At 35.0% G+C, this 22080-nt stretch carries 17 protein-coding genes and 1 tRNA gene; 9 read left to right on the top strand and 9 right to left on the bottom strand.

Features of this window, described 5'->3' with window-relative positions; genetic code table 11:
• Positions 1 to 17 precede the first annotated feature (17 nt).
• Positions 18 to 2435, top strand: coding sequence for a TonB-dependent receptor (locus ACOCEA_RS15880; protein WP_420757245.1), 2418 nt, complete (start codon positions 18 to 20; stop codon positions 2433 to 2435).
• 20 nt (positions 2436 to 2455) lie between these two features.
• A complete protein-coding gene (locus ACOCEA_RS15875) occupies positions 2456 to 3817 on the top strand; it encodes a hypothetical protein (RefSeq protein WP_420757244.1) in 1362 nt (453 codons plus the stop codon).
• A gap of 114 nt (positions 3818 to 3931) precedes the next feature.
• Here ACOCEA_RS15875 and ACOCEA_RS15870 read toward each other — a convergent pair whose 3' ends face one another.
• From ACOCEA_RS15870 to tgt, 6 genes are all read right to left on the bottom strand, one after another.
• Positions 3932 to 5194, bottom strand: coding sequence for an asparagine synthetase B (locus ACOCEA_RS15870; protein WP_420757243.1), 1263 nt, complete (start codon positions 5192 to 5194; stop codon positions 3932 to 3934).
• Between the two features lie 134 nt (positions 5195 to 5328).
• Positions 5329 to 6876 (bottom strand): replicative DNA helicase, encoded by a 1548-nt coding sequence (gene dnaB, locus ACOCEA_RS15865; RefSeq protein ID WP_420757242.1) that lies wholly within the window; start codon positions 6874 to 6876, stop codon positions 5329 to 5331.
• Positions 6877 to 7043: 167 nt separating this feature from the next.
• A complete protein-coding gene (locus ACOCEA_RS15860) occupies positions 7044 to 7997 on the bottom strand; it encodes an acetyl-CoA carboxylase carboxyltransferase subunit alpha (RefSeq protein WP_420757241.1) in 954 nt (317 codons plus the stop codon).
• A 56-nt stretch (positions 7998 to 8053) separates the two neighbouring features.
• On the bottom strand, positions 8054 to 8950 hold the full coding sequence (locus tag ACOCEA_RS15855) for a DMT family transporter (protein WP_420757240.1): 897 nt from the start codon (positions 8948 to 8950) through the stop codon (positions 8054 to 8056).
• Positions 8937 to 10019, bottom strand: a complete 1083-nt coding sequence (locus ACOCEA_RS15850; RefSeq protein ID WP_420757239.1) for an LptF/LptG family permease — start codon at positions 10017 to 10019, stop codon at positions 8937 to 8939. The genes ACOCEA_RS15855 and ACOCEA_RS15850 overlap by 14 nt, the downstream gene beginning before the upstream one ends.
• Complete coding sequence (gene tgt / locus ACOCEA_RS15845) at positions 10019 to 11149, bottom strand: tRNA guanosine(34) transglycosylase Tgt (RefSeq protein ID WP_420757238.1); 1131 nt, start codon at positions 11147 to 11149, stop codon at positions 10019 to 10021. The genes ACOCEA_RS15850 and tgt overlap by 1 nt, the downstream gene beginning before the upstream one ends.
• Before the next feature lie 186 nt (positions 11150 to 11335).
• Here tgt and ACOCEA_RS15840 point away from each other — a divergent pair, with 186 nt between their 5' ends.
• Positions 11336 to 11923: a porin family protein gene (locus tag ACOCEA_RS15840; protein ID WP_420757237.1), complete on the top strand. Its 588-nt coding sequence runs from the start codon at positions 11336 to 11338 to the stop codon at positions 11921 to 11923.
• A gap of 68 nt (positions 11924 to 11991) precedes the next feature.
• Here the strand turns inward: ACOCEA_RS15840 and ACOCEA_RS15835 are convergent, their stop codons facing one another.
• The gene (locus ACOCEA_RS15835) at positions 11992 to 12969 is read right to left on the bottom strand and encodes an FKBP-type peptidyl-prolyl cis-trans isomerase (protein ID WP_420757236.1); all 978 of its coding nucleotides are present in this window, start codon (positions 12967 to 12969) and stop codon (positions 11992 to 11994) included.
• Positions 12970 to 13047: 78 nt separating this feature from the next.
• On the opposite strand from ACOCEA_RS15835, the gene ACOCEA_RS15830 reads away from it, so the two are divergent.
• Together ACOCEA_RS15830 and ACOCEA_RS15825 are read left to right on the top strand one after the other, a co-directional pair.
• On the top strand, positions 13048 to 13431 hold the full coding sequence (locus ACOCEA_RS15830; RefSeq protein ID WP_420757235.1) for an RNA-binding S4 domain-containing protein: 384 nt from the start codon (positions 13048 to 13050) through the stop codon (positions 13429 to 13431).
• A 95-nt stretch (positions 13432 to 13526) separates the two neighbouring features.
• Positions 13527 to 14024, top strand: coding sequence for a phosphoribosyltransferase domain-containing protein (locus tag ACOCEA_RS15825; protein WP_420757234.1), 498 nt, complete (start codon positions 13527 to 13529; stop codon positions 14022 to 14024).
• Here ACOCEA_RS15825 and ACOCEA_RS15820 read toward each other — a convergent pair.
• A complete protein-coding gene (locus ACOCEA_RS15820; RefSeq protein WP_420757233.1) occupies positions 14016 to 14531 on the bottom strand; it encodes a shikimate kinase in 516 nt (171 codons plus the stop codon). The two genes, ACOCEA_RS15825 and ACOCEA_RS15820, sit on opposite strands and share 9 nt — an antisense overlap.
• 138 nt (positions 14532 to 14669) lie before the next feature.
• Here ACOCEA_RS15820 and ACOCEA_RS15815 point away from each other — a divergent pair.
• Positions 14670 to 14742, top strand: a tRNA-Lys gene (locus ACOCEA_RS15815).
• A 55-nt stretch (positions 14743 to 14797) separates the two neighbouring features.
• Here ACOCEA_RS15815 and ACOCEA_RS15810 read toward each other — a convergent pair.
• The gene (locus ACOCEA_RS15810; RefSeq protein WP_420757232.1) at positions 14798 to 15940 is read right to left on the bottom strand and encodes a response regulator; all 1143 of its coding nucleotides are present in this window, start codon (positions 15938 to 15940) and stop codon (positions 14798 to 14800) included.
• A gap of 257 nt (positions 15941 to 16197) precedes the next feature.
• Between ACOCEA_RS15810 and ACOCEA_RS15805 the strand changes: the two genes are divergently transcribed.
• Genes ACOCEA_RS15805 through ACOCEA_RS15795 form a run of 3 tightly spaced genes read left to right on the top strand, consistent with a single transcriptional unit; the run spans position 16198 to position 22038 of the window.
• A complete protein-coding gene (locus tag ACOCEA_RS15805) occupies positions 16198 to 19287 on the top strand; it encodes a hypothetical protein (protein WP_420757260.1) in 3090 nt (1029 codons plus the stop codon).
• Positions 19287 to 20528 carry a hypothetical protein gene (locus ACOCEA_RS15800; protein WP_420757231.1) on the top strand — a complete coding sequence of 414 codons (1242 nt, stop codon included), beginning with the start codon at positions 19287 to 19289 and terminating at the stop codon, positions 20526 to 20528. The genes ACOCEA_RS15805 and ACOCEA_RS15800 overlap by 1 nt, the downstream gene beginning before the upstream one ends.
• Entirely contained in the window at positions 20512 to 22038 is a 1527-nt protein-coding gene (locus tag ACOCEA_RS15795) for a glycoside hydrolase family 2 TIM barrel-domain containing protein (protein ID WP_420757230.1), read from the top strand. The genes ACOCEA_RS15800 and ACOCEA_RS15795 overlap by 17 nt, the downstream gene beginning before the upstream one ends.
• The last annotated feature ends 42 nt before the right edge of the window (positions 22039 to 22080 follow it).

Here is a 22080-nt window from a genome sequence, read left to right as displayed (position 1 = left end):
CAAGCTTTTTTACTCAGATGAGAAACTTATTCACGGTATTACTATTTATATTCTACATGACCACTCAAGGGCAAGAAGCCTCCAGTACAATCTCGGGAACTGTAAGTGATACTTCTGGAACTCCCCTACCGTATGCCAGTGTTTTTATTGAAAGTTTAAAACGGGGTGTTCTTACAGATGATAATGGAATGTACTCTATTAACAATGTTCCTTCTGGAAAGAACAACATAGTGGTTTCATTTATAGGCTACGGTTCGCATTCAAGAATTATTGAGGTGAATAAACAGAATAGTATCATTAAAATAGATTTTACGTTAGAAGAAAACATTGAAAACCTAAATGAGGTAACGGTCTATGGTAAAACCAAAGAGACAGAAATCGAGACAGTAGGCTTTGCGGTAAATGCTATTAAAACAGAAGAGGCTAGCCTTAGAAACATACAAACTAACGAATTATTGAATACCACCGTTGGTGTGAAAATTCGGCAAAATGGAGGATTAGGTTCTGATGTTAGCTATAGTTTAAACGGTTTATCTGGAAACTCCGTACGCATCTTTATCGACGGTATTCCAATTTCCACATATGGTAATTCATTTAACCTAAATAGTATACCGCCTTCAATGATTAAGCAAATTGAAGTATATAAAGGAGTGGTACCTGGGCATTTGGCAGATGATGCTTTAGGTGGAGCAATCAATATTGTTCTTCATAAAGATGCAAAAACCAATTTTAGTACTTCGGTTTCTTATGGATCATTCAACACGTTACAAGCCAGTGTTAATGGCCTGTATCGTTTTAAATCATCAGGATTAACCGTTAAAGCATCCCTTTTTCACAACTATTCAGACAATGATTATAAAGTTTCTGGCAGAAGTGTTTTGGTTACCGGTTTAGGAGGTGTACAATCACCCATAACCGCAAAAAGATTTAATGATGCTTACAGGTCAACAGGCGGAACGGCACAAATTGGTTTTACAGATGTAAAATGGGCAGAACAATTTTTCATTGGCGTTACAGGTTCCGATGATTATAAAGAAGTACAGCATGGAGCTTTTATGACTATTACTCCTTATAAGGATAGGTTTATAGAATCAGATGTAATATTGGCAAGTTTAAACTACCATAAGAAAGATCTTTTTACCAAAGGACTAGATGTTAATGTTAACGGTTTGTATGGTAAAAGAAACCGAGCAGTTAACGATACTGTTGCTTGGGCATATAGTTGGAACGGAGAGCGAGCCATTGATTTTAGAGGTAATGAATACCAATACACTTGGGGTTCTCAACAAGAAGGAGGCCCTACCCTAGCTAAAATCAAAAGAAATGTTGCCTCGATAAGAACAGGGGTTTCTTATGTTATTAACGACCATCACAAAATAGTAGTAAATCATGTATATAGTGGTATAGACCGAGAAGATAGTGATGCATTGAGATCGGTATTGGAAAACACATTTATAGGAACCAGGGATTTACATAAAAACATATATTCTTTAACCTACGAATTAACAGCTTTTGAAGAAAAGTTAAAAGCAAGTCTATTTGGAAAACATTATCAACAAAAAACAATAAGTGTAGACCCTTCTATAGAATCAGATGGTAACGGTAATGAGGTTATGGTTGATGAAGTTGTAAGTAGTAATAAAAAGTATAATGGATATGGATTTGCAGGCTCTTACGCAATTATTCCAAATATTACACTTTTAACTTCGGCAGAAAAAGCTATACGATTACCAAATGAAACTGAAGTTTTTGGTAATGACGGAGATAACGTAGTGGCGAATTCAAGCATTAACCCAGAGAGCAGCAACAACCACAACTTAGGGTTCAGGTTTGGAACATTTAAAATTAAAAAACATGATTTTACTATTTCAACGAATGTTTACACCCGTAATATTAAAGATAGAATAGGTTTACCTATTGAAACATCATTAAATGTTGATGATGAACTTATAATATATGTGAATCAAGGTAGTGGTACCTCAAAAGGAATAGACGCACAATTAAATTATACGTTTCAAAACAATTTCGGCCTCAATTTTAATATATCTCGTTTCGATTTAAAAATAGTAAATCAAGGAATTGAAATAGATGTACCTAATACGCCATTTTTTACAATGAACGGAGGTTTACGATATTCTTTTAATGATTTAATTCAAAAGAATTCACGATTAAATCTATTCTATAATATCTATTTCACTGATGAATTTTCATTCTTGACCGCACAAGGATCTAATACTGTAGGTAATGAATTTTTTGATGTACCCCAGCAATTAGCCCAAGATTTCGGTCTTAGTTACACCTTCCCAAACAACAAGTTCGTTATGAGTTTTGACATCAAAAACATCTTAGACGAACCCTTATATGATAATCTATCTGTACAAAAACCTGGAAGAGCTTTTTACCTAAAATTAAATTACTCAATACATAAATTTTAATCTTTTAAATAATACCAAAAATGAAACGAACATTTTTAAACCTTAAAACCTTTGCAGCTATTATAGTAACAGCTGGACTATTGACCGCTTGTAGTAGTGAAGATGATACCGTATTTACACCAGAACCAGATACAGAAGAACCGGAAACTGAAGAACCTGAAGAACCAAGATGGATTACTGTTGCCGCTGCTAAAATGGGAGACAATCCTGGCGATGGTAACGGAGGAACTTTACTTTATTCGGTAACTAGTGATGATGCAAAAGACCCAACTGTATCTATTGAACCTTTTGAAAATGGCTTTATTGCGCCTTCAAATAGAACCGCTAGATTACAATCTTCTGAAGATGGCAACACCATATTTAATATTAGTTATGCAGGAGATACAGGTGGTAATTACACCAAGTATACCGTAGAAGGCGGACAAACATTCACCCCTACAGGTTCAGAAGTAAGTATTGCTCCTTATGTAGGAACCGCTCCAAGATGGATTAAATTATTTGATGGAGATCAAACAGGAGCAGCTGTGTATGTGTCAACTGAAAACGAATTTGATGAGAATGATAATTATACACGTACAGAAGCCACCATTGGTGTAGTGACTTTAGATTTAGTTAATTCTTCTATTAAAGAGTTTCAAGAGCACAGCGTAGCTTTAAGTGCAGAAGAAGAAGCTAACGGTTATTATATCTCTAGAATTGATATGCCAACTTTAAATGCCGCCGGAGATAAATTATATATTGGTGCCCGCTTAAGTAAGCTTGATCCTGCTACTGCTGAAAGAGAAAGTGACTATGAAATTCTAGGTTCTAAAACTATAGTATTAGACTACCCTTCCTTATTAAATCCTTCTGTAATTACTTCTACCATAGGACACGGAAATACAAATGGCTACCGAAGCATTAATTCTTACGAATATAACGGAAGTGTTTATCAGGCTAACCAAAATGACCCTGAAGGTTCTTACATTTTAAAAATTGATGCTGACAACGTGTATGATGATAGCTACGTATTTAATTTAGATGATGCGTTAGGTATAGAAGGTGCTTATATTCTTGCTTGGAGACCTGCAGCAAATGGCAAAGCAGTATTGGCTTACCGCCATGATGAATCTGCAGAAGGCGTAGCGGGTGCACAAGGATTTTTCGCATTAGTAGATTTAAGCACTAAAACAGCTGTAAAGATTGATGCCATTCCTTACGATCCAGATTTCTACTTATTCCAATATCAAGGCTTCGTAGTAGATGGAACAGAAATATACCTTACTCAAGCCCCTGTAGGGCAAAACGGAAACATTTATATTGTAGAAACCGAAACAGGTGAAGTAACCAAAGGTGCTGAATTGGTAAATGTAACAGGAAGTCACTTTATCGGGGTCTTTTAATACCTCTAAAGATTATTTCATATCTTATTTAAAGAAATAACAATTATAAAAAAACCTTTGTCAATACTTTTGTTTTGACAAAGGTTTTTGTTTTATTTAATATCAAATTTTGCATTACGTCTTTTGCTTCTTTTTTCTCGCTGCAGGAAATAATACATTGTTCAATATTAAACGATACCCAGGTGAAGCAGGGTGCAATTCCAGTTCTGTTTTTGGATCTCCCACCCTATGCTGATAATCTTCAGGGTCATGACCTCCATAAAATGTGAAAAATCCTTTTCCTTTTATACCATGAATATACCGAGCTTCTTCGTTTAATTTGTTTTCACCAAGAACCATAACTGTAGGCTTGATCTGAGATCTATTGAACGCTGTTGTCTGCCCCATAAAACCCTTCACCAAAGAGGTATGGTTTTGGCATAACATGGTTGGTACGGGGTCCCATTTTGCAGAAAAATCCATTAACGAGAAGTAGTCCGATTCCTTAGGTACGTTGCCTCTTTTTGAAGTCATGTCTATTGAGGAAAACTCATACTGCAAAGGATTTCGTTCCAAGATAAAATCCTGAAACGCAAAGGTTTTCCCATAATCCAATTGTGATTGGTAATTTGGATCAGATGCATCACCATCAAACATAGGTTCACAAATATCTACCCCATTAGCGGCAAGTGCAATATCAAAACTATCGGTAGCAGAGCACATGGCAAACATAAAACCGCCACCAATTACATAATTTCTGATTTTTAAGGCAACATCTCTTTTTTCTTCAGATACTTTACTATAACCCATTTTTCTGGCCAACCTTTCCGCTTCATTCTTTCCTTCTATATACCAAGGTGTTGCCCTATAGCTTCCATAAAATTTACCATATTGCCCCGTGAAGTCCTCATGGTGTAAATGTAACCAGTCATAAAGTGCTAATTTATCACTTAATACCTCTTCATCATAAAGGGTTACATAGGGTATCTCTGCATACGTTAGTGCCATGGTAACAGCATCATCCCAAGGTTGATTTCCCTTTGGGGAATACACTGCTATTTTTGGTGCTTTTTCTAAAATAACGGCATCTTGGTTTCTTGCCGGACTACTTATTTCAACGAGAATGGAATTCGCCTGATCATCAGAAATAACTTCAAATGACACTCCTCTTATTTGACATTCCTTCCTAATACTTTCACCATCTGGCAAAAGAAAAGATCCTCCCCTATAATTTAAGAGCCATTGAACTTTTTGTTGTTTGGAGAGCACCCAAAAAGTTATACCATATGCTTTTAAATGGTTTTTTTGAGTTTCTGCATCCATAGGTATCAATATGGATGAGGCCAAAACAGGGAAGCCTATAAAGAGTAGAAAAAGTAATATGCAATATCTTCTCATAAACCAAGAGTTGTAGGTTTACCAAAGATATAGGAAAATATGTAGTCTCGAATTTAAGGTTCCGTTAAAGAATATAGCATTTAATACTTTATACAGGTAACACAAAACATGAAATAATAATGAAAAATTACTTGTTAGAACGGAACATCATCACTATCCCCATCCATTTCGTTGTTCATGGCACTACCAAATACATCATCGGCACTTGGTAAATTCTTGGTTATAAATGGATTTTCTTCGTTTGCGTTCATTTTTGATTGAAATTCAAACGGAGAGTCAAAATCGTCCAAGTTATCAAACTTACCTAAGTGACCTACAAATTTTAAGCGAATGTTTTCAAGTCCACCATTTCTATGCTTGGCGACAATAAGTTCGCCTTGACCTTCTGTAGGTGTACGTTCCTCATCATCCCACTCCTCTATTTTGTAATATTCTGGTCTATAAATAAATGCTACGATATCCGCATCCTGTTCAATGGCACCAGACTCCCTTAAATCTGATAATAAAGGTCTCTTGCTACCCCCTCTGGTTTCAACTGCCCTAGAAAGCTGTGATAATGCAATTACCGGCACATTCAATTCCTTGGCCAAGGCCTTAAGGTTTCTTGATATCGTAGATATTTCTTGTTCCCTATTACCACCATTTTTGGAACCACCAGCTGTCATTAATTGTAAATAATCTATAACAATCATTTTAATTCCATGCTGTGAGGCTAGTCTCCTCGCTTTGGCACGTAGATCAAAAATAGACAGTGACGGGGTATCATCAATAAAAAGCGGGGCTTTCTCCAAGGCCTTTACCTTAACATTTAATTGCTCCCATTCATGTTTCTCCAATTTACCGGTACGTAATTTCTCAGAGGACAAACCTGTTTCCGATGAAATAAGACGTGTAATCAACTGAACAGAAGACATCTCACAGGAGAAAAAAGCTACTGGTATATTTGAGTTAACAGCCATATTCTTGGCCATGGACAATGTTAGGGCCGTTTTACCCATACCTGGTCGCGCAGCTATAATAATTAAATCACTTGGCTGCCATCCAGAGGTAAGCTTATCTACTTTATCAAAACCGGAAGGAACACCACTTAAACCTTCTTTATTGGATATCTCCTCGATTCTCTTCTTTGCCTGAATCACCAAATTTTGAGCGGTTTCTGCAGAACGTTTAAGATTACCTTGGGTAACATCGTATAATTTTGATTCAGCAGCATCCAACAAATCAAAAACATCAGTACTTTCATCATATGCCTCTTCTATAATTTCATTTGAAATTTTTATGAGACTACGCTGAATATATTTTTGAAGAATGATACGGGCATGGAACTCAATATGCGCGGATGATGCTACTTTTTGAGTCAATTTTATCAAGTAAAAGTCACCTCCACAAGCATCCAATTTTCCGGCTTTCTTTAATTGGCCAGAAACGGTTAATAAATCCACCGGTTGCGACTCCTCAAACAAAATAAAAATAGCTTCATAGATAAACCTATGGGCATCCTTATAAAAAACATCAGGATGTAGGATATCTATTACTTCATCAACACCTTTTTTATCTATCATCATCGCTCCAAGCACAACTTCCTCTAAATCAACTGCTTGAGGGGGTATTTTTCCTTTTTCAAGGCTAATAATAGTAGATTTATCAATCTTACGACCGATTAAAGGTTTTGTGTTCTCCATGACTGCGAAAATATGCAATTAACACTAAGTTAACTTTGAAAAACTGCTTAGGATGTCAACAGTTAACTAACATTTAACGTGTTAATAAGTTACAATTTTATGTTGATAACAAAAAAAATCCGAAGAATTATGTCTCCGGATTTTTTTGAGGTTACTAAAATAGCATATTAGCCATTAAAAACACCCATTTGTCCATATTTGTCCATTCGTTGCTTCACTAATTCCTTTGGTGATAACTTTTGTAATTCCTCAAAATTAGCAACGATTTTATTTTTTAATATTTCAAAAGTTTTATCCCTATTAGCATGGGCTCCACCTGCAGGTTCCCGTACTATTTCATCAATGAGTTTTAATTTCTTCATGTCGGCGGCAGTTAGTTTTAATGCTGATGCAGCAGTTTCTTTGTATTCCCAACTTCTCCAAAGGATAGATGAACAAGATTCTGGTGAAATAACGGAATACCAAGTATTTTCTAGCATTAATACTTTATCCCCTACGCCAATACCTAAAGCGCCGCCTGATGCACCTTCACCAATAATAGCTACAATAATAGGCACTTTTAATCGGGTCATTTCTAAAATATTCCTTGCAATTGCTTCCCCTTGGCCTCTTTCTTCTGCTTCTATTCCAGGGTAAGCACCTGGTGTGTCTATTAAACAAACTACGGGAATATTAAATTTTTCGGCAGATTTCATTAGACGCAATGCTTTTCGATATCCTTCTGGATTCGCCATACCAAAATTTCTGTATTGTCTTGTTTTGGTATTATACCCTTTTTGTTGCCCAATAAACATATAACTCTGATCACCAATTTTGCCCAAACCGCCAATCATAGCCTTATCATCCTTAACATTACGGTCTCCGTGAAGTTCTAAAAAGGTATCCCCACAGATAGCTCTTATATAATCTAATGTATAAGGTCTGTTAGGATGTCTGGAAAGTTGAACACGTTGCCATGCGGTAAGATTTTTATAAATCTCTTTTCTGGTATCAGTTAACTTTTTTTCTATTTGTTTACAGGTCTCGCTAACATCAACATCGCTCTCCTCGCCAATAATCATACACTTGTCTAATTGCTCTTCCAATTCTTTAATTGGAAGTTCAAAATCCAAATATTCCATAGTTCAATAAAAGATTAAGTTAGTTGTGAGGGCAAAGATATAAACTTTCATGTGTATTAAACCCTTTCTCCCTGTTTTATACTGGCCCTTTGTTTAAAAATACCATTAATAATAACAGTACAAAGGATGATAAAAGCACCTACATAAAAATAAGGGTTCATTTTTTCTTCAGAGCCGAAAATACACCAAGCCAGTAAAATGCCATAAACTGGTTCTAAATTAGTAGTTAACATTACAGTGTATGGCGTAAGTACCCTCATAACCTTTACCGATGCTATAAAAGCATACGAAGTACAAACTAGTGCCAGTAAGAATAAGTAAAGCCAATCTTGGTCATTAAGTTTAAAAAAACTTATTGAGAAACTTCCCTGAAAACTTAATACCAGGGTTAAAAAACATACGCCAATACCCAACTCATAAAGAGAAATTACTGCAGGCCTGTTATTTTTAACGAGCTTACCATTAATAAGAGAAAATACCGCGGCCAGAAATGCTGACACCAAAGCTATTACCATGCCTAAAACATAAGTAGTTTCGACCTTAAATATCATATACAGCCCAAGCATCACGAATAAACCCAAAATAATTTCATATCCTATTATTTTCCTGTTGAACAAAAATGGTTCCATTAAAGCGGTGAAAAATGCTCCAGTAGACATCATGGCCAACGCTATTGAAACCGTAGAAACCTTTATAGCATAGAAAAAAGTAACCCAATGGCATGCTACCACAATACCACCTACTACCATCCATATAAAAGCCTTAGTACTTATTCTTAAATTTAGCTTCGCAAAATAGACATAGAAGAGAATAAAAATGGTGGCCATACCCATCCTAAACCAGACCAATGGTAAGGAGTCAATAGAAATAAGCTTACCTAAAATAGCGGTAAACCCCCATATAAAAACAATAAAATGTAAATGTATAAGATTACCAATCCTATCTTTTTGCATTCTGTAGTAGATAAAAAGCCAAGAGACCAAATAGTACATTTGGAATTATAACAGCCAACAAAGGTGAAAAACCAGACTGTTCCGCCAAGGTTCCGAAAACCTTGTCAAAAAATATAAATACAAAGGCCACAAGAATGCCAAAGGCTAAATTTACACCCATTCCACCTCTGCGTTTAACTGACGAAACTGCTACGGCTATTATGGTTAAAATAAATGCCGTTAGGGGTAAAGCCCATCGTTTGTATTTTACCAAAATATAGGTGTTAATATTTGAGGCTCCTTTTCGTTTCTGGTCTGCGATAAACTTGTCCAATTCGTACAGGTTCTTTGTTTCCGCAACATAGGAAACCGGTGTTAAATCGTCTATTTTAAATTGAAAAATAGTATCTAAACGTCGTTTACTTTCTATGTGGGCAGAATCACCTACCATTTTACGCTTTACATAAGAAGTTAGACGATAGTTACTATCTTTTTCTACCCATCTAATGTTATTGGCAGATATTTTAAAATCTAACTTATTAACGGAATCAAATCTTTCAAATGTAAAATTATTGCCCAATTTTCTGGCCGGGTCAAAACTACTCACATAGATAAAATCTGTTTCGTTAAGCTGATTAAAAATATTATTGGTAACCCTATCTTGTTTGCCCTTCTTTAAATATTTGTACACAAACTCATTAAAACCAACACTTGCTTTGGGCACAATAAACATGGTCATAAAAAACATTAAAATAGCTACCATTGTAGCACCAATAAGATAGGGCCTTAAAAACCTACCATAAGATACTCCTGAACTTAAAATAGCAACAATCTCAGTATTGTTTGCAAGTTTAGAGGTAAAGAAAATAACTGATAAAAAGAGAAATATTGGAAATAGGAGGCTACCGATATAAATCGTAAAATTTATATAATACACAACTATTTCATTAAGTGGCGCTTCATTATCTATCATTTTCCCCACCTGTTCGGCAAGATTGGCCATAATCCCAATGGGTATAAATAATAAGAGCATTACAGAAAATGTAAGCAGGTAACGTTTTAATATGTATCTATCAATTATGGATAACATTATAACCTTTTGTCCATTTGTTTTACCATTCTATTTTTCCACTCATAAAAGTCCCCAGCCAAGATATGTTTTCTAGCCTCACGTGTCAACCAAAGATAAAATCCCAGATTGTGAATAGTGGCGATTTGCTTCCCTAGATATTCGTTGGCCGCAAATAAATGTCTTAGATATGCTTTTGAATACTCTCGATCTACGAACGTGGTTCCCATTTCATCAATCGGTGAAAAATCATCTTCCCACTTTTTGTTCTTTATGTTTATTGTACCGTGTGCAGTGAATAGCATTCCGTTCCTAGCATTTCTAGTTGGCATCACACAGTCGAACATATCTATGCCCAGTGCAATATTTTCCAATATGTTTATTGGCGTGCCAACACCCATCAAATATCTTGGTTTATCTTCTGGTAGAATCTCACATACCACTTCTGTCATACCATACATTTCCTCGGCAGGCTCCCCTACTGAAAGTCCCCCTATGGCATTCCCCTCCGCCCCGGCATTGGCAATATACTCTGCAGATTGCCTCCTTAAATCTTTATACGTTGATCCTTGTACTATTGGAAAAAAACTTTGAGAATAATCATACTCAAAAGGTGTTTTTTTCAAATGGTCAATACAACGATCCAACCAGCGGTGGGTCATATGCATAGACCTTTTGGCGTAATTGTAATCACAGGGGTATGGTGTGCACTCATCAAAAGCCATAATTATATCCGCTCCAATGACACGTTGAATTTCCATTACGTTTTCTGGAGTAAACAGATGTACAGACCCATCTATATGCGATTTAAACTTAACTCCCTCTTCTTTAATTTTTCTATTTCCAGATAAGGAATATACCTGATAACCCCCACTGTCGGTTAAAATATTCCTATCCCAACCCATAAATTTATGTAAGCCACCTGCCTGTTTTAAAATATGGATCTTTGGTCTTAGGAACAAGTGATAGGTATTCCCTAATATTATATCTGGATTAATTTCTTCCTTTAGTTCTTTCTGATGTACTCCTTTTACAGAAGCCACCGTACCCACCGGCATAAAAATAGGAGTCTCTATTTTACCATGGTCGGTTTCCATGATACCTGCCCTAGCTTTAGACTGTAGGTCTGTTTTATGTAACGTAAATTTCAATAGTATAGAATAAGGTCGTAAAGATAATGAACTCCAAGCGTCTAAAACTTAATAAAAACCAAAGATATACTACACAAAAAATACCGAACAATAAAGATACCCACCCTACGTTTTCATGGTATAACGAGAATTGAAACGTTTGGTATTGTTATTGATACCTATTCATCAATTAAAAAATAAACTATTATGAAAAAAACATTTTTGATTACCGCATTATTCTTTACTGGGTTAATTTCATTCGCACAGTCTGGATCTGGTTTTGGATTAAAAGGAGGTTTGAACTACAACGGAAATGGTGATTTTTTTGACTCTGCAGAGAATGCCATTCGTAGCCCAGATAAAAATGTTGGATACCACATTGGTGTTTTTGGAAAACTAGGAAATAAAATTTACGTAAGACCAGAACTGGTTTACACCAGCACTACTTCTGGTTATAATGAAGGAGACCTTAAAATAAACAAATTAGACTTGCCAGTTCTTGCAGGGTTTAAAGTAATTGGACCATTGAATATTTTTGCCGGACCATCATTCCAGTATATCTTAAACACCAAATTTGATGGCGTAACCATTGATGATATCGAGAATGATTTTACGGTTGGCTTACATATAGGAGCTGGAGTGAATTTGGGAAAATTAGGAATAGATGTTAGATATGAACGTGGATTTTCAGAAAATGAAATAAATTTTATAAACTCAAATATTACCAGTCTAAGCGGTGATAGAGTAGATACCAGACCCGATCAAATAATCTTGAGTCTATCACTAAAAATATAAAATCAACATTTTGCATATTAAAAAGCCTCTTGATTGTCAAGAGGCTTTTTTTAAAGTTTTATTCCAGTCTACAAATCATTGTCCAAATGGTCATAAATCCCATCGCCATCGGTATCTTTAAAACTGTCAAAACTACCATCTTCTTTTAAATTTATTTCTTCAATGGTAGGAATACCATCTGCATCATCATCAGTGTCATTATAATTGGCAAGATAAATAGTAAAAGGTTCGGATTCATCATCCGTATTGTCATTGTTCAAATTACCATCATTATTTACATCTTCTAAAATTGAAGGAATGCCATCACCATCAAAATCAGTATCAGGCTCATAAGAAAAGGTGTCTATTTTAAATATTAGTGGCGTGTAGGCAGAAATAACAGAGCCCTGCGCAGAGGCAAAATATGCTAAACCAGAGGGTATGAACAATGCTCCAACACCATAACCGTTATAAGTAATTGTACCATCACCATTCTCTATAGGCCCCATTCCTGTTTGAAAATATTCTACGCCATTTCCAAAACCACGAACAACATTTGAAAGATTGAAACGTATAGGTTGTTCACTAGAGGCATCAAACAAGGTCCCATCCAGCAATGAACCTTCATATCTAATATTTACATTATCACCTATAGTTGGCTTCCCTTCCTCAGTTCCTTGTCTAGCAACTAGCACGTATAACTTGTGATCAATAACTTCCTCATCATCCCTTGAAAATTCTGAAGATGCAACTGATATCGTTTCTGTAATCAGTTCCATTCCAGGAATGTTTTCAGTATTTATATTTAAGATGGAGGTTTGATCAGAATTTTCACTGGTAATGGTATCAAACTTAATTTTAAAATCAAAATCAGTAGTAGGTGATCTAAAATCCTCATAATTAAAAGTATGCGTACTTAAAAATTCAAGAATCTCGGCATCATCCTCAACCGCAACTTCACTTAACAGTCTTGGTGGAACTACCTCTGCAACCGAATCATCATCCTTTTTACACGACCAGACCAAAATTATGGTAAGTACTAAAAAATAAACATTTTTAAATTTCATCAATACATTTTTACAAGGGCGCAAGATAGTATTTTCCCCTATTTTTGTGGGGTATCTTAACAAAGATTTTTAATTGCAATGCGGATAGACAAATACTTATGGAGTACCCGTTACTTTAAGACAAGAAACTTGGCCAGTACTATTTGTAAAAAAGGTCATGTCAAAATAAATGGGCAAATAGCTAAACCAGGAAAGGAAGTTTTGCCCCTGGATAAAATTGTGGTGCGTAAAAATCAAATTGATTATCAATTAACAGTATTGGATATACCAACGAGTCGGGTCAGTGCTAAATTAGTAGATATTTATAGAAAGGACACAACGCCAAAAGAGGCTTTTGAGCATAATGAACTTTTACAATATTCTAAGGATTATTATAGAAAAAAAGGTACAGGGAGGCCTACCAAGAAGGATCGTAGGGAAATTGATGATTATTTAGACGAACCATTGGATAAAACTGACTAAGTTTCATTGTATTTCAACGTAAAACCTTAAATACAATAGGTTACTAATACATTTTTTAAAAACATACCTATCTTTATTCTTTTAAAGTTATTTCTATGGAGCAGAACATTCTTTCACACCAACAAATACAATACAAAATTGAACGTATTGCCTATCAGATATATGAAGCCAATGTGGACGAAGAGGAAATCATTGTTGCCGGTATTGAAGGTGGAGGTATAAATTTTGCAAAAAAGTTAATTACCGTTTTAAGAAAAATAACTACTGCCCAAATTACCTTATGCAAAGTTAACATGGACAAAAAGGATCCGTTGAAAAGCGGTGTTTCTACTTCTTTAGCCGAAAAGGATTTTATAAACAAATCTGTGGTATTGGTAGATGATGTCTTAAACTCAGGAACAACATTAATTTATGGTGTCCATCATTTCTTAAAAACGCCATTAAAACAGTTGAAGACTGCCGTTCTTGTAAATCGAAACCATAAAAAATACCCTGTGAAGGCAGATTATAAGGGAATATCCCTTTCTACTTCTTTACAAGAACATGTAAATGTTCTTTTCGAAAGTAAAAACAATCGGGTTTTTCTAGACTAAAAGTTTAAGTATTTCCTCTTTTAATTCATCTGGGGTCTTGTTATAATTATATACAGTCTTGTGGGCCTGATTATAAAAATAACTACGTTCAAAAAGATGTTTAGCAATAAATTCTGGTAATTCATCTTCAGATAAATGCGCAATTAAAGGTCGTTTGGCTTTCTGGGATACCAACCTATCCGTTAAATCCGAAATAGAAACCCGTATGTAAAAAGAATTAAGGGTGGCTTTGTTTATATCTTGCATATTACTTCCAAAGCAAGGTGTACCACCACCAACCGACAAGACTAAATCGTCATCTATGGCTAAAAGCTCGTTTAAATAAAAATTTTCCATTTTTCTGAAATAGACCTCTCCTTTCTCTGAAAAAATATCGCTAACAGATTTTTTTTCTGTTTTTTCAATATATTCATCTAGATCTAAAAAATTAAATTCCAATGCTTTAGCAACCAATTTTCCTATCGTGGTTTTACCACTTCCCATGTAACCTACCAATACAATTTTCACCTTCTAATTTTGTGTAAAATTGATCATATTTTAATCGATTTCAAAAAAAAATAAAAAATCTAATAAATAAGACTTGTTAAATAAATTATAGGGTGTATATTTGCACCCGCAAACAGCAAAAGATTGCGTTTAAATTATGACCTGGTAGCTCAGTTGGTAGAGCATCTCCCTTTTAAGGAGAGGGTCCTGGGTTCGAGCCCCAGCCCGGTCACAAAAAAAGCCTTCCAAATTTGGAAGGCTTTTTTATTGAATCAATTTACTTTGTTTTATTTATAATGGAAAGCTATTTGACCAAGTTGGCCAACAATCTTAACCGAATCTTTCATTGATAGCTTAGAACCGTCGGCGTGTATCCATCTTTTTAAAGGTTGTTCACAAATTAATTTCCTAGCTTCAACTTTACCATAATGCTTTCTCATTCTCATAAATATCTCCACATCAAATAACCATTTGGTAATAAATTTGTCTTGAAACATTAATGAAGCTATTTCCCTATCCATAATTTTAGCTCCACATTGAGTATCCTTAAATGGCATTCCCAAAATGGTTTGTATAATCTTATTTATGGTAAGACTAATTATCGCCCTAGCTGACTCCTTTGTTATATCAGCACCCATACGGGCAATTCTTGAACCGCTAACAATTTTAAAGCTAGAAGTTTCTATGATTTTTACAAGGTCATCAAAATCTCTAAAATCGGTAGATAAATCTGCATCTAAAAAACCGATATAATCCAACTGTGCGTCTTTAACCAAATGTAAGGTTCCCTGACGAACGGCTTCTGCCTTGCCACCATTTTTTTCACAATCATATACACTTATGTTGTTTGGGTTAGCTTTTTTAAGTTCCTCTAGTACCGATAATGTGTTATCTGTACTACCATCATTTACAAAACAAAGGTGATATCCCAAATTTTTATGTGCAAATGCCTTAAACTCGTCACTTGACAACCTATCCTCCTCATTATAACATGGTATAACTACACCAACACAGTTTTTCTGTAACATTTGAGTTTCCTCTTTGTGGTCTTCTTTACCAATATTTACTTCTGGTACGCCAACTTTACGTTTTATACGAGCAGCCATTTCATCCAAACTAACCGGTTTTTTTAAATAATCATCTATTCCCAAATCAAAACCATCCATAATAACATCCTCATTGGTATTACCGGACATTACTAATATTGGGGTGTCAGATTCACTGGCCGTCCTAATGTGCTTTACTACTTCCAGACCGGACATGTCTGGCATATTAATGTCAACCAATACTAAATCTGGTTGGAAAGAATTAAACAATTCAATCCCTGACTTCCCGGTATCTGCTGTTTGTACATCGTACCCTATCTCCTTAAGTTTTTTCTCTACCGAAAGCAAGATCAACTGTTGGTCATCAATGGCTAAGATTTTCATTTCTTTTTATATTAAGTTTGGTTTTAGAAATTAGGGATTTCCCCTGTTTGCATTTCGAAATTATGATATGACCTCTTTTAATAGCAATCCAAAACCTTAACTTGCAATTATCAATAGGTCAATAACATGTTTGTATAGATAAACTACTTTATACGGAAAGTAAGTTTTTTCTTTCAATTAACGTTGTTTTATATGCAATATTGTACGATTATAAATTATTAGACGTTTATCTCTGATAAAGTATGTTAGTTTAAATGATCAAACAGAATACCAATACATTACTGATTGTTGCCATTTTCATTGCAGTAGCATTTCATGGTTCAAGTATTTTCTTCACATTAGAATCTACTTATGACGCACTAATCCACTTATTTTTTGCGGACCACTATGCCAATAGTTGGTTTGAACCATGGGACTATAGATGGTATACCGGTTTTACTGTTCAAGGGTATCCACCATTGGTGCATCAAACCATAGGTGTATTGTCCTATATAGGCGGGCTTAAGTTTGGTATGTTCTCGGTTGCCCTAATAGCAATAATCCTCTTTGTAACAGGTGCCTATCGTTTTGGGCTTTTAATGACCGGAGACAGAAGAGTTGCCGGATATACATCGTTATTGGCCGTATTTTCATCAACCTTTGTTGAGACATTGCACATTTTTGGACAACTGCCCAGTATTGCGGCATTATCTATTTTAATGCACTCATTCCCAGAAATTTACCAATGGTTAAAAACTGGAAAAATTAAATACTTATTTACTAGTCTATCTTTAATCTCGGTAACCGTTACTTCCCATCATGTAACCCCTATTTTTGGTATGGTCTTTTTCATTTTTCCACTAATTGGTATGGTAATCATGGATAATGCCTACGACCAAGTAGGTACAATTAAAAAAATTACATTACTTGTTTTTTGGAAGTCGTTTTTGAAACTGTTTTGGAGAATTGTAAAATTTGGAGCAGGCTCATTGGTGCTCTTTATCTTTTGTATTCTACCATATTGGATAAACACAAAAAAAAACCCGATAACCCAGGTTCCTATACCACATGGATCTAGGGATAACTTCTTGGAGGTAACCTCATCTGGACTGGTATTCTTCTTAATTCCATGGGGAATACTTTTGTTTGTTTTACCTTATCTATTTTATCGGTTGCATTCCAAAAGATATTTGTTTTTTGGACTTTCTTTTACCTTGCTGACCATATTGGGAACTGGTGGCACTACACCAATACCCTTATTGCTTTTGGGTGAAACAGCTTTTAACATATTAACCTTAGACCGTTTTACACTTTGGGCCACTATTATGGCATTGCCCATTTTTGGTGAATTTGCCTACAGGATGGTGGAAGGTGACCTTAAAGCCAATTTACAAGAGAGATTTGGTCCTGTATACCATAGAATTCTAGGCGGATTAATGGCAGGTGGAATATTGTTTATGGTAATTTTTACAATGAGTCTAGGATATTTTAGACCGTCACAGCCGCAGAAAATTAAAATGCTTCCCATTGTTAATTTTCTAAACCAAGACCAACACGACCAATGGCGCTACCTACCTCTTGGTTTTGGCGATCAAATGGCATGGCTTTCCGCTCAAACCAAGGCTATGACGGTTGACGGCAACTACCATTCTGCCAGAAGGCTTCCAGAACTTACCACAAGGGCAATAGAAAGATTGGAGAACTCCAAGTTTAGGGGTGTGGAAGGAATTGGTTCTCTGCAACAGTTTTTAACAGTGCCCGAAAAATATAACTTAAAATACATTTTCTCCAACGATAAATTTTATGACCCACTACTCTATTTTTGTGGATGGCAAAGGTTACAGCAACTAGAAAATGGTATTATGGTGTGGGAAAAACTTAATGTACCACCCTTACCTAAAATATTGGCCAAAGAGGATGTATCCACGGCTTTAAAAATTATGTGGGGCGTTATACCTTTAAGTACAATCCTGTTTGCATTTATACTTAATATACAGGCCATTTGGTATAGAGCACTGAAAAGTAATAAAGCTACAAAATCCGATTACTTAAATTATAAAGTCAATTACCTAAACTTTAATAAAAACCTGGTAACCGTTAATTTGGTTTGGGCCTCTATTTTACTAGTTTTCCTAGCGGTAAGTGCTTATATTTTTTATTTGACCACTACAGAACAAACAAGTCCAGAAAATGTACTTTACTCTTATTACGACGCATTAGATTTTAAGGAATTTGAACGTGCCCATTCATATATAGACCCAGATGGAAATAAGACTATTGCCCAATTCATGTTAGAAGTATCGGTTACCGACGGCATTTTAAGCTCATATGCAAAAATGGACGCCATTAGTGTGGCAATATCCGAATCCACAGATTCTACCGCAACTGCCAATGTAGGAATGCAATGGATTACCCCTTTGGAGAAAATTGCCAGAAATGAACGTCATGATTTGGTAAAAAGAGATGGGAAATGGTATTTAAAATCCACCAATCTAGATACGGACATACCACCAGACCAACTATTCACAGCAAATATGACACAGTTTTACAATCATGGTAGAAGAAAAATCACAACACAACAAACCTATCATGAAGATGTTTTAAAACAACCAGTCCTTGAGGTTATACAAGCAAAGTTGGTAGAAAGAAATGGGGAATACGCCATTATAGGTGAAATACAGAATGTTGATGATGTTCCTGCAGATATTGTATTGTCCGCAACATTATATAATGATAACGACGTAGAGTTGGCCAAGTATAATGCCAAATTTCATCTAAAGCATAAATTAATGCCAAAGGAAACTACGGTGTTTAAGATTTTATTTGAAGGTATTGCCTGGACCAACCCAGATGAACATATACCAAGTACATTTGACCCTGACCAATTCACACAATTGAATCTTGAAGAAATACCCACAAAGTTTAATTTACAATGTGCTGGTAATGTAGCTACTACGGACTTATACAAATCTATAACTCTACAAGAGCTGGAAATTATTGATGATGAAGCCCAAGGGACACTTTTTAATGGGGGCATACAAGAAGTTACCATTCCACAACTTATTATATCCTATTATGACAGCAACAATAAATTAGTTTGGGTAGACCATAAATTTATGAAAGAAGGTGTTAGGGTACAACGTAAACAGTATTTTGATTTCACCTTTCAAAACTTGAAAAACTTAAAAACCCTTAATAGCAGTCTAGAAAATTGTTTTGTAAACGGATTGCGTAACTCTGAAATTAGTGACAAAATCTATCCTAATCGTAATATAGAACATAGTAAAGAACAATTACAACCAATAGATGGTGTTGGTTATGATTACTTTAAAATAGAGTTGAACAGTTATATTGGCAACCCAAAATAATGTATAGAATATTTCCATTCATATTATCAATACTATTTTTTGCCTCATGTAAAAATGAAACCGAAAAAGAAACTGAAAAATCAGCTCCATCAACTATAACAAGTTTAAACCACAAAACATCGTACACTGCTGGTTCAGATATTTGTTTGTCTTTTAAACATAATGGTAATGAAAATCCTAAACTTATAATAACCAATGCCATAGGAACTACTTTAGTTCCACCAGTTGTTAATCAACAAATTTTAAATTACTGCTTGCCATGGGAAATCACATCTAAATCAGAAATCATCAAATGGAAAGTCATACATAAGGAAGAGTTATTACTAAAAGGTGAATTTCTAATAATACCGGACGCTTTCCAAACCAATATAGAGTCCTATTTTGGACCTAGACAAATAACAGCAGGTAACAATGATTTTTCTATGCTTACCAATATTCCAACAGACCAATATGACAACACTTTGTTAGATGGTACTCCTGTAATCGTTAAGAGTGAATTTGAAAATACCATTGAAACAAACATAGTTCGTATCAATAAAGGGATTGCATGGAAAAATATAGGCGCTACCAAAAAATCTGGAAGAATTTTGGTGAGTTCAAGTTGTAATGAAACCAATTCCAAACAACTAACTACTATAGTTTTTCCAGCAAAAGCTACAGATTTTAAAATTAGTTATAAAAGAGACCACACCTATGCCGATGGAAACCAAATAATAGAACTACAAACCAATGTAATAAAAGATGAATTTGGTAATATTGTTAGTGACGGCACACATGTGAATTTTATTTTAAAAAATAACAAGAACATGAGATTACAAACAGTTGGCAATACACTTAACGGTAAGGTTGTTACAAAGCTACTACATCCGGAACAACCAGATACCTGGGAAATTGAGGCTTACGTAACTGGAGCCGCAAAAAGTAATACTATCACCGTTGATTTTGACGCTTCTATAAAAGATTATGAATTTGACATCGATACAGAAAGTAGGATTTTAACCATAGGACCCTTATTTGGATTTATAGGACAAAGGGTTTCTGATGGGTTAAGTGTTGATATCCAGATAACTTCAGAAGACAATATTATTAAAAACCGCAAAAAGTTATTCACTAAAAATGGTTTGGCGATTTTTGAAATATCCAAGGAATTTTATCCCTCGGGTATATATGACATTGGCATACTAGTTGCCGGAATACAAAAAGACACAACGTTAAACTTTATAGATGGCCGTACGGAATAAGAACGCATATAGAGCTTTTCTAATTATATCGTTTGTTGCGATAAATGTGCTAGTCATTTTTGGAATTGGAGCGGTGTTTAGCTATCTAAACACTGGTGCTGATCGCACTACCATGTTACATTTAGAGAGTGAAGTACATGAGGTTTATTTACCTAAAGTGGTTTGGACAGACACTGTTGGTGAAGGTAGACCCATGGAAAAGCAAACACTTTCAGAAATTGAGAGGGATTATAAACGCGCATGGTATGTAAAGAACCTAGCATATAACTCAAATAACACCTATGGCTTAAACGACTATTACACAGATAGCGCCTTAGTTAAATTTGAACGTTTTATAGAATTAAATAAGGCAAAAAATATTACTCTAAACATCACTACCCTTAATCACCGACCAGATTTGGAGTTTTACAGTGCAGATGGCACCATGGTTGTTTTTAAAGATGAAAACGTAAACCTATACAAGGAAACACTATTAAATGATACCATAGTATTTGCGTCTAGAGACACTACTTCATACAGAGTAATTATGCTTTTAGAAGATGGTTTTTGGCGAATAAGACATATAAAACAATTAGATATACCAACAGAATCTGTAAAGCAAATCAATCATAAAAAATCTAATATAAATATTGATGAGGTAAAAGGCGTTAATTATTACCCACAAAAGCACCCTTGGGACATGTATGGAGAATATTTTGACAGTACCGTTGTGGCAACCGATTTTAAAACAATTAAAGATATGGGGCTAAATACCGTACGTTTGTTTGTTCCTTATGAAGCATTTGGTAAAAACTTTGTGGATTCCGAGAAATTATCACAGGTAGAATCCACATTGGACATTGCTCAAAACAATAGTTTAAAGGCCATTGTTACCCTCTTCGATTTTTATGGCAATTATGATATTACCGATTGGACTTTGACCCATAGACATGCAGAAACTGTGGTAAATACTTTGAAGAATCACCCAGCACTATTTGCTTGGGATATTAAAAATGAACCAGACTTGGATTTTGCCACTAGGGGCAAAAAAAGAGTTACCTCATGGTTAAAAGAAATGATAATCCAGGTAAAGACGTGGGATCAAGAAAATATCATAACTATTGGCTGGTCCAGTACAGAAGGTGCAGAAAATTTAGTTGATGAGGTTGATTTGGTATCATTCCACTATTATCTAAAGCCTTCAAATTTCAAAAGTGCACTGAACCATCTAAAATCTACATTACCAAAAAACAAACCTTTAATGTTACAGGAATATGGTACCTCATCTTATGTTGGTTTGTGGAGTTTATTCATTGGAAAAGAGGATAAACAAGAAGTTTACTTTAAAGAAATGCAAAACTCTATTAACGAAGAAGGTCTTCCTTTTATCTTTTGGACCTTGTATGATTTTGAGGAAATACCATCATCTGTGGTAGGACATTTACCCTGGCGAAAAACACCTCAAAAATATTTTGGTTGTATAGATAAAGATGGAAATAAGAAACCTAGTTTTCAAAGGTTGAGCTATTAACAAAAAAAATGGCCCTAGAGCCATTCTTTATAAGCAAACTAA

It is taken from the genome of Maribacter luteocoastalis (assembly GCF_048890225.1).
GTDB lineage: Bacteria > Bacteroidota > Bacteroidia > Flavobacteriales > Flavobacteriaceae > Maribacter > Maribacter luteocoastalis.
The sequence above is the reverse complement of the archived record's forward strand: the minus strand, read 5'-3'. Positions and strand labels throughout refer to the sequence as shown.

What these genes read in the sequence shown, in the direction of transcription:
- ACOCEA_RS15880 (WP_420757245.1), top strand. Translation starts at nt 18, where the DNA reads ATGAGAAACTTATTCACGGTATTACTATTTATATTCTACATGACCACT.
- ACOCEA_RS15875 (WP_420757244.1), top strand. Translation starts at nt 2,456, where the DNA reads ATGAAACGAACATTTTTAAACCTTAAAACCTTTGCAGCTATTATAGTA.
- ACOCEA_RS15870 (WP_420757243.1), bottom strand. Translation starts at nt 5,194, where the DNA reads ATGAGAAGATATTGCATATTACTTTTTCTACTCTTTATAGGCTTCCCT.
- dnaB (WP_420757242.1), bottom strand. Translation starts at nt 6,876, where the DNA reads ATGGAGAACACAAAACCTTTAATCGGTCGTAAGATTGATAAATCTACT.
- ACOCEA_RS15860 (WP_420757241.1), bottom strand. Translation starts at nt 7,997, where the DNA reads ATGGAATATTTGGATTTTGAACTTCCAATTAAAGAATTGGAAGAGCAA.
- ACOCEA_RS15855 (WP_420757240.1), bottom strand. Translation starts at nt 8,950, where the DNA reads ATGCAAAAAGATAGGATTGGTAATCTTATACATTTACATTTTATTGTT.
- ACOCEA_RS15850 (WP_420757239.1), bottom strand. Translation starts at nt 10,019, where the DNA reads ATGTTATCCATAATTGATAGATACATATTAAAACGTTACCTGCTTACA.
- ACOCEA_RS15840 (WP_420757237.1), top strand. Translation starts at nt 11,336, where the DNA reads ATGAAAAAAACATTTTTGATTACCGCATTATTCTTTACTGGGTTAATT.
- ACOCEA_RS15835 (WP_420757236.1), bottom strand. Translation starts at nt 12,969, where the DNA reads ATGAAATTTAAAAATGTTTATTTTTTAGTACTTACCATAATTTTGGTC.
- ACOCEA_RS15830 (WP_420757235.1), top strand. Translation starts at nt 13,048, where the DNA reads ATGCGGATAGACAAATACTTATGGAGTACCCGTTACTTTAAGACAAGA.
- ACOCEA_RS15825 (WP_420757234.1), top strand. Translation starts at nt 13,527, where the DNA reads ATGGAGCAGAACATTCTTTCACACCAACAAATACAATACAAAATTGAA.
- ACOCEA_RS15810 (WP_420757232.1), bottom strand. Translation starts at nt 15,940, where the DNA reads ATGAAAATCTTAGCCATTGATGACCAACAGTTGATCTTGCTTTCGGTA.
- ACOCEA_RS15800 (WP_420757231.1), top strand. Translation starts at nt 19,287, where the DNA reads ATGTATAGAATATTTCCATTCATATTATCAATACTATTTTTTGCCTCA.
- ACOCEA_RS15795 (WP_420757230.1), top strand. Translation starts at nt 20,512, where the DNA reads ATGGCCGTACGGAATAAGAACGCATATAGAGCTTTTCTAATTATATCG.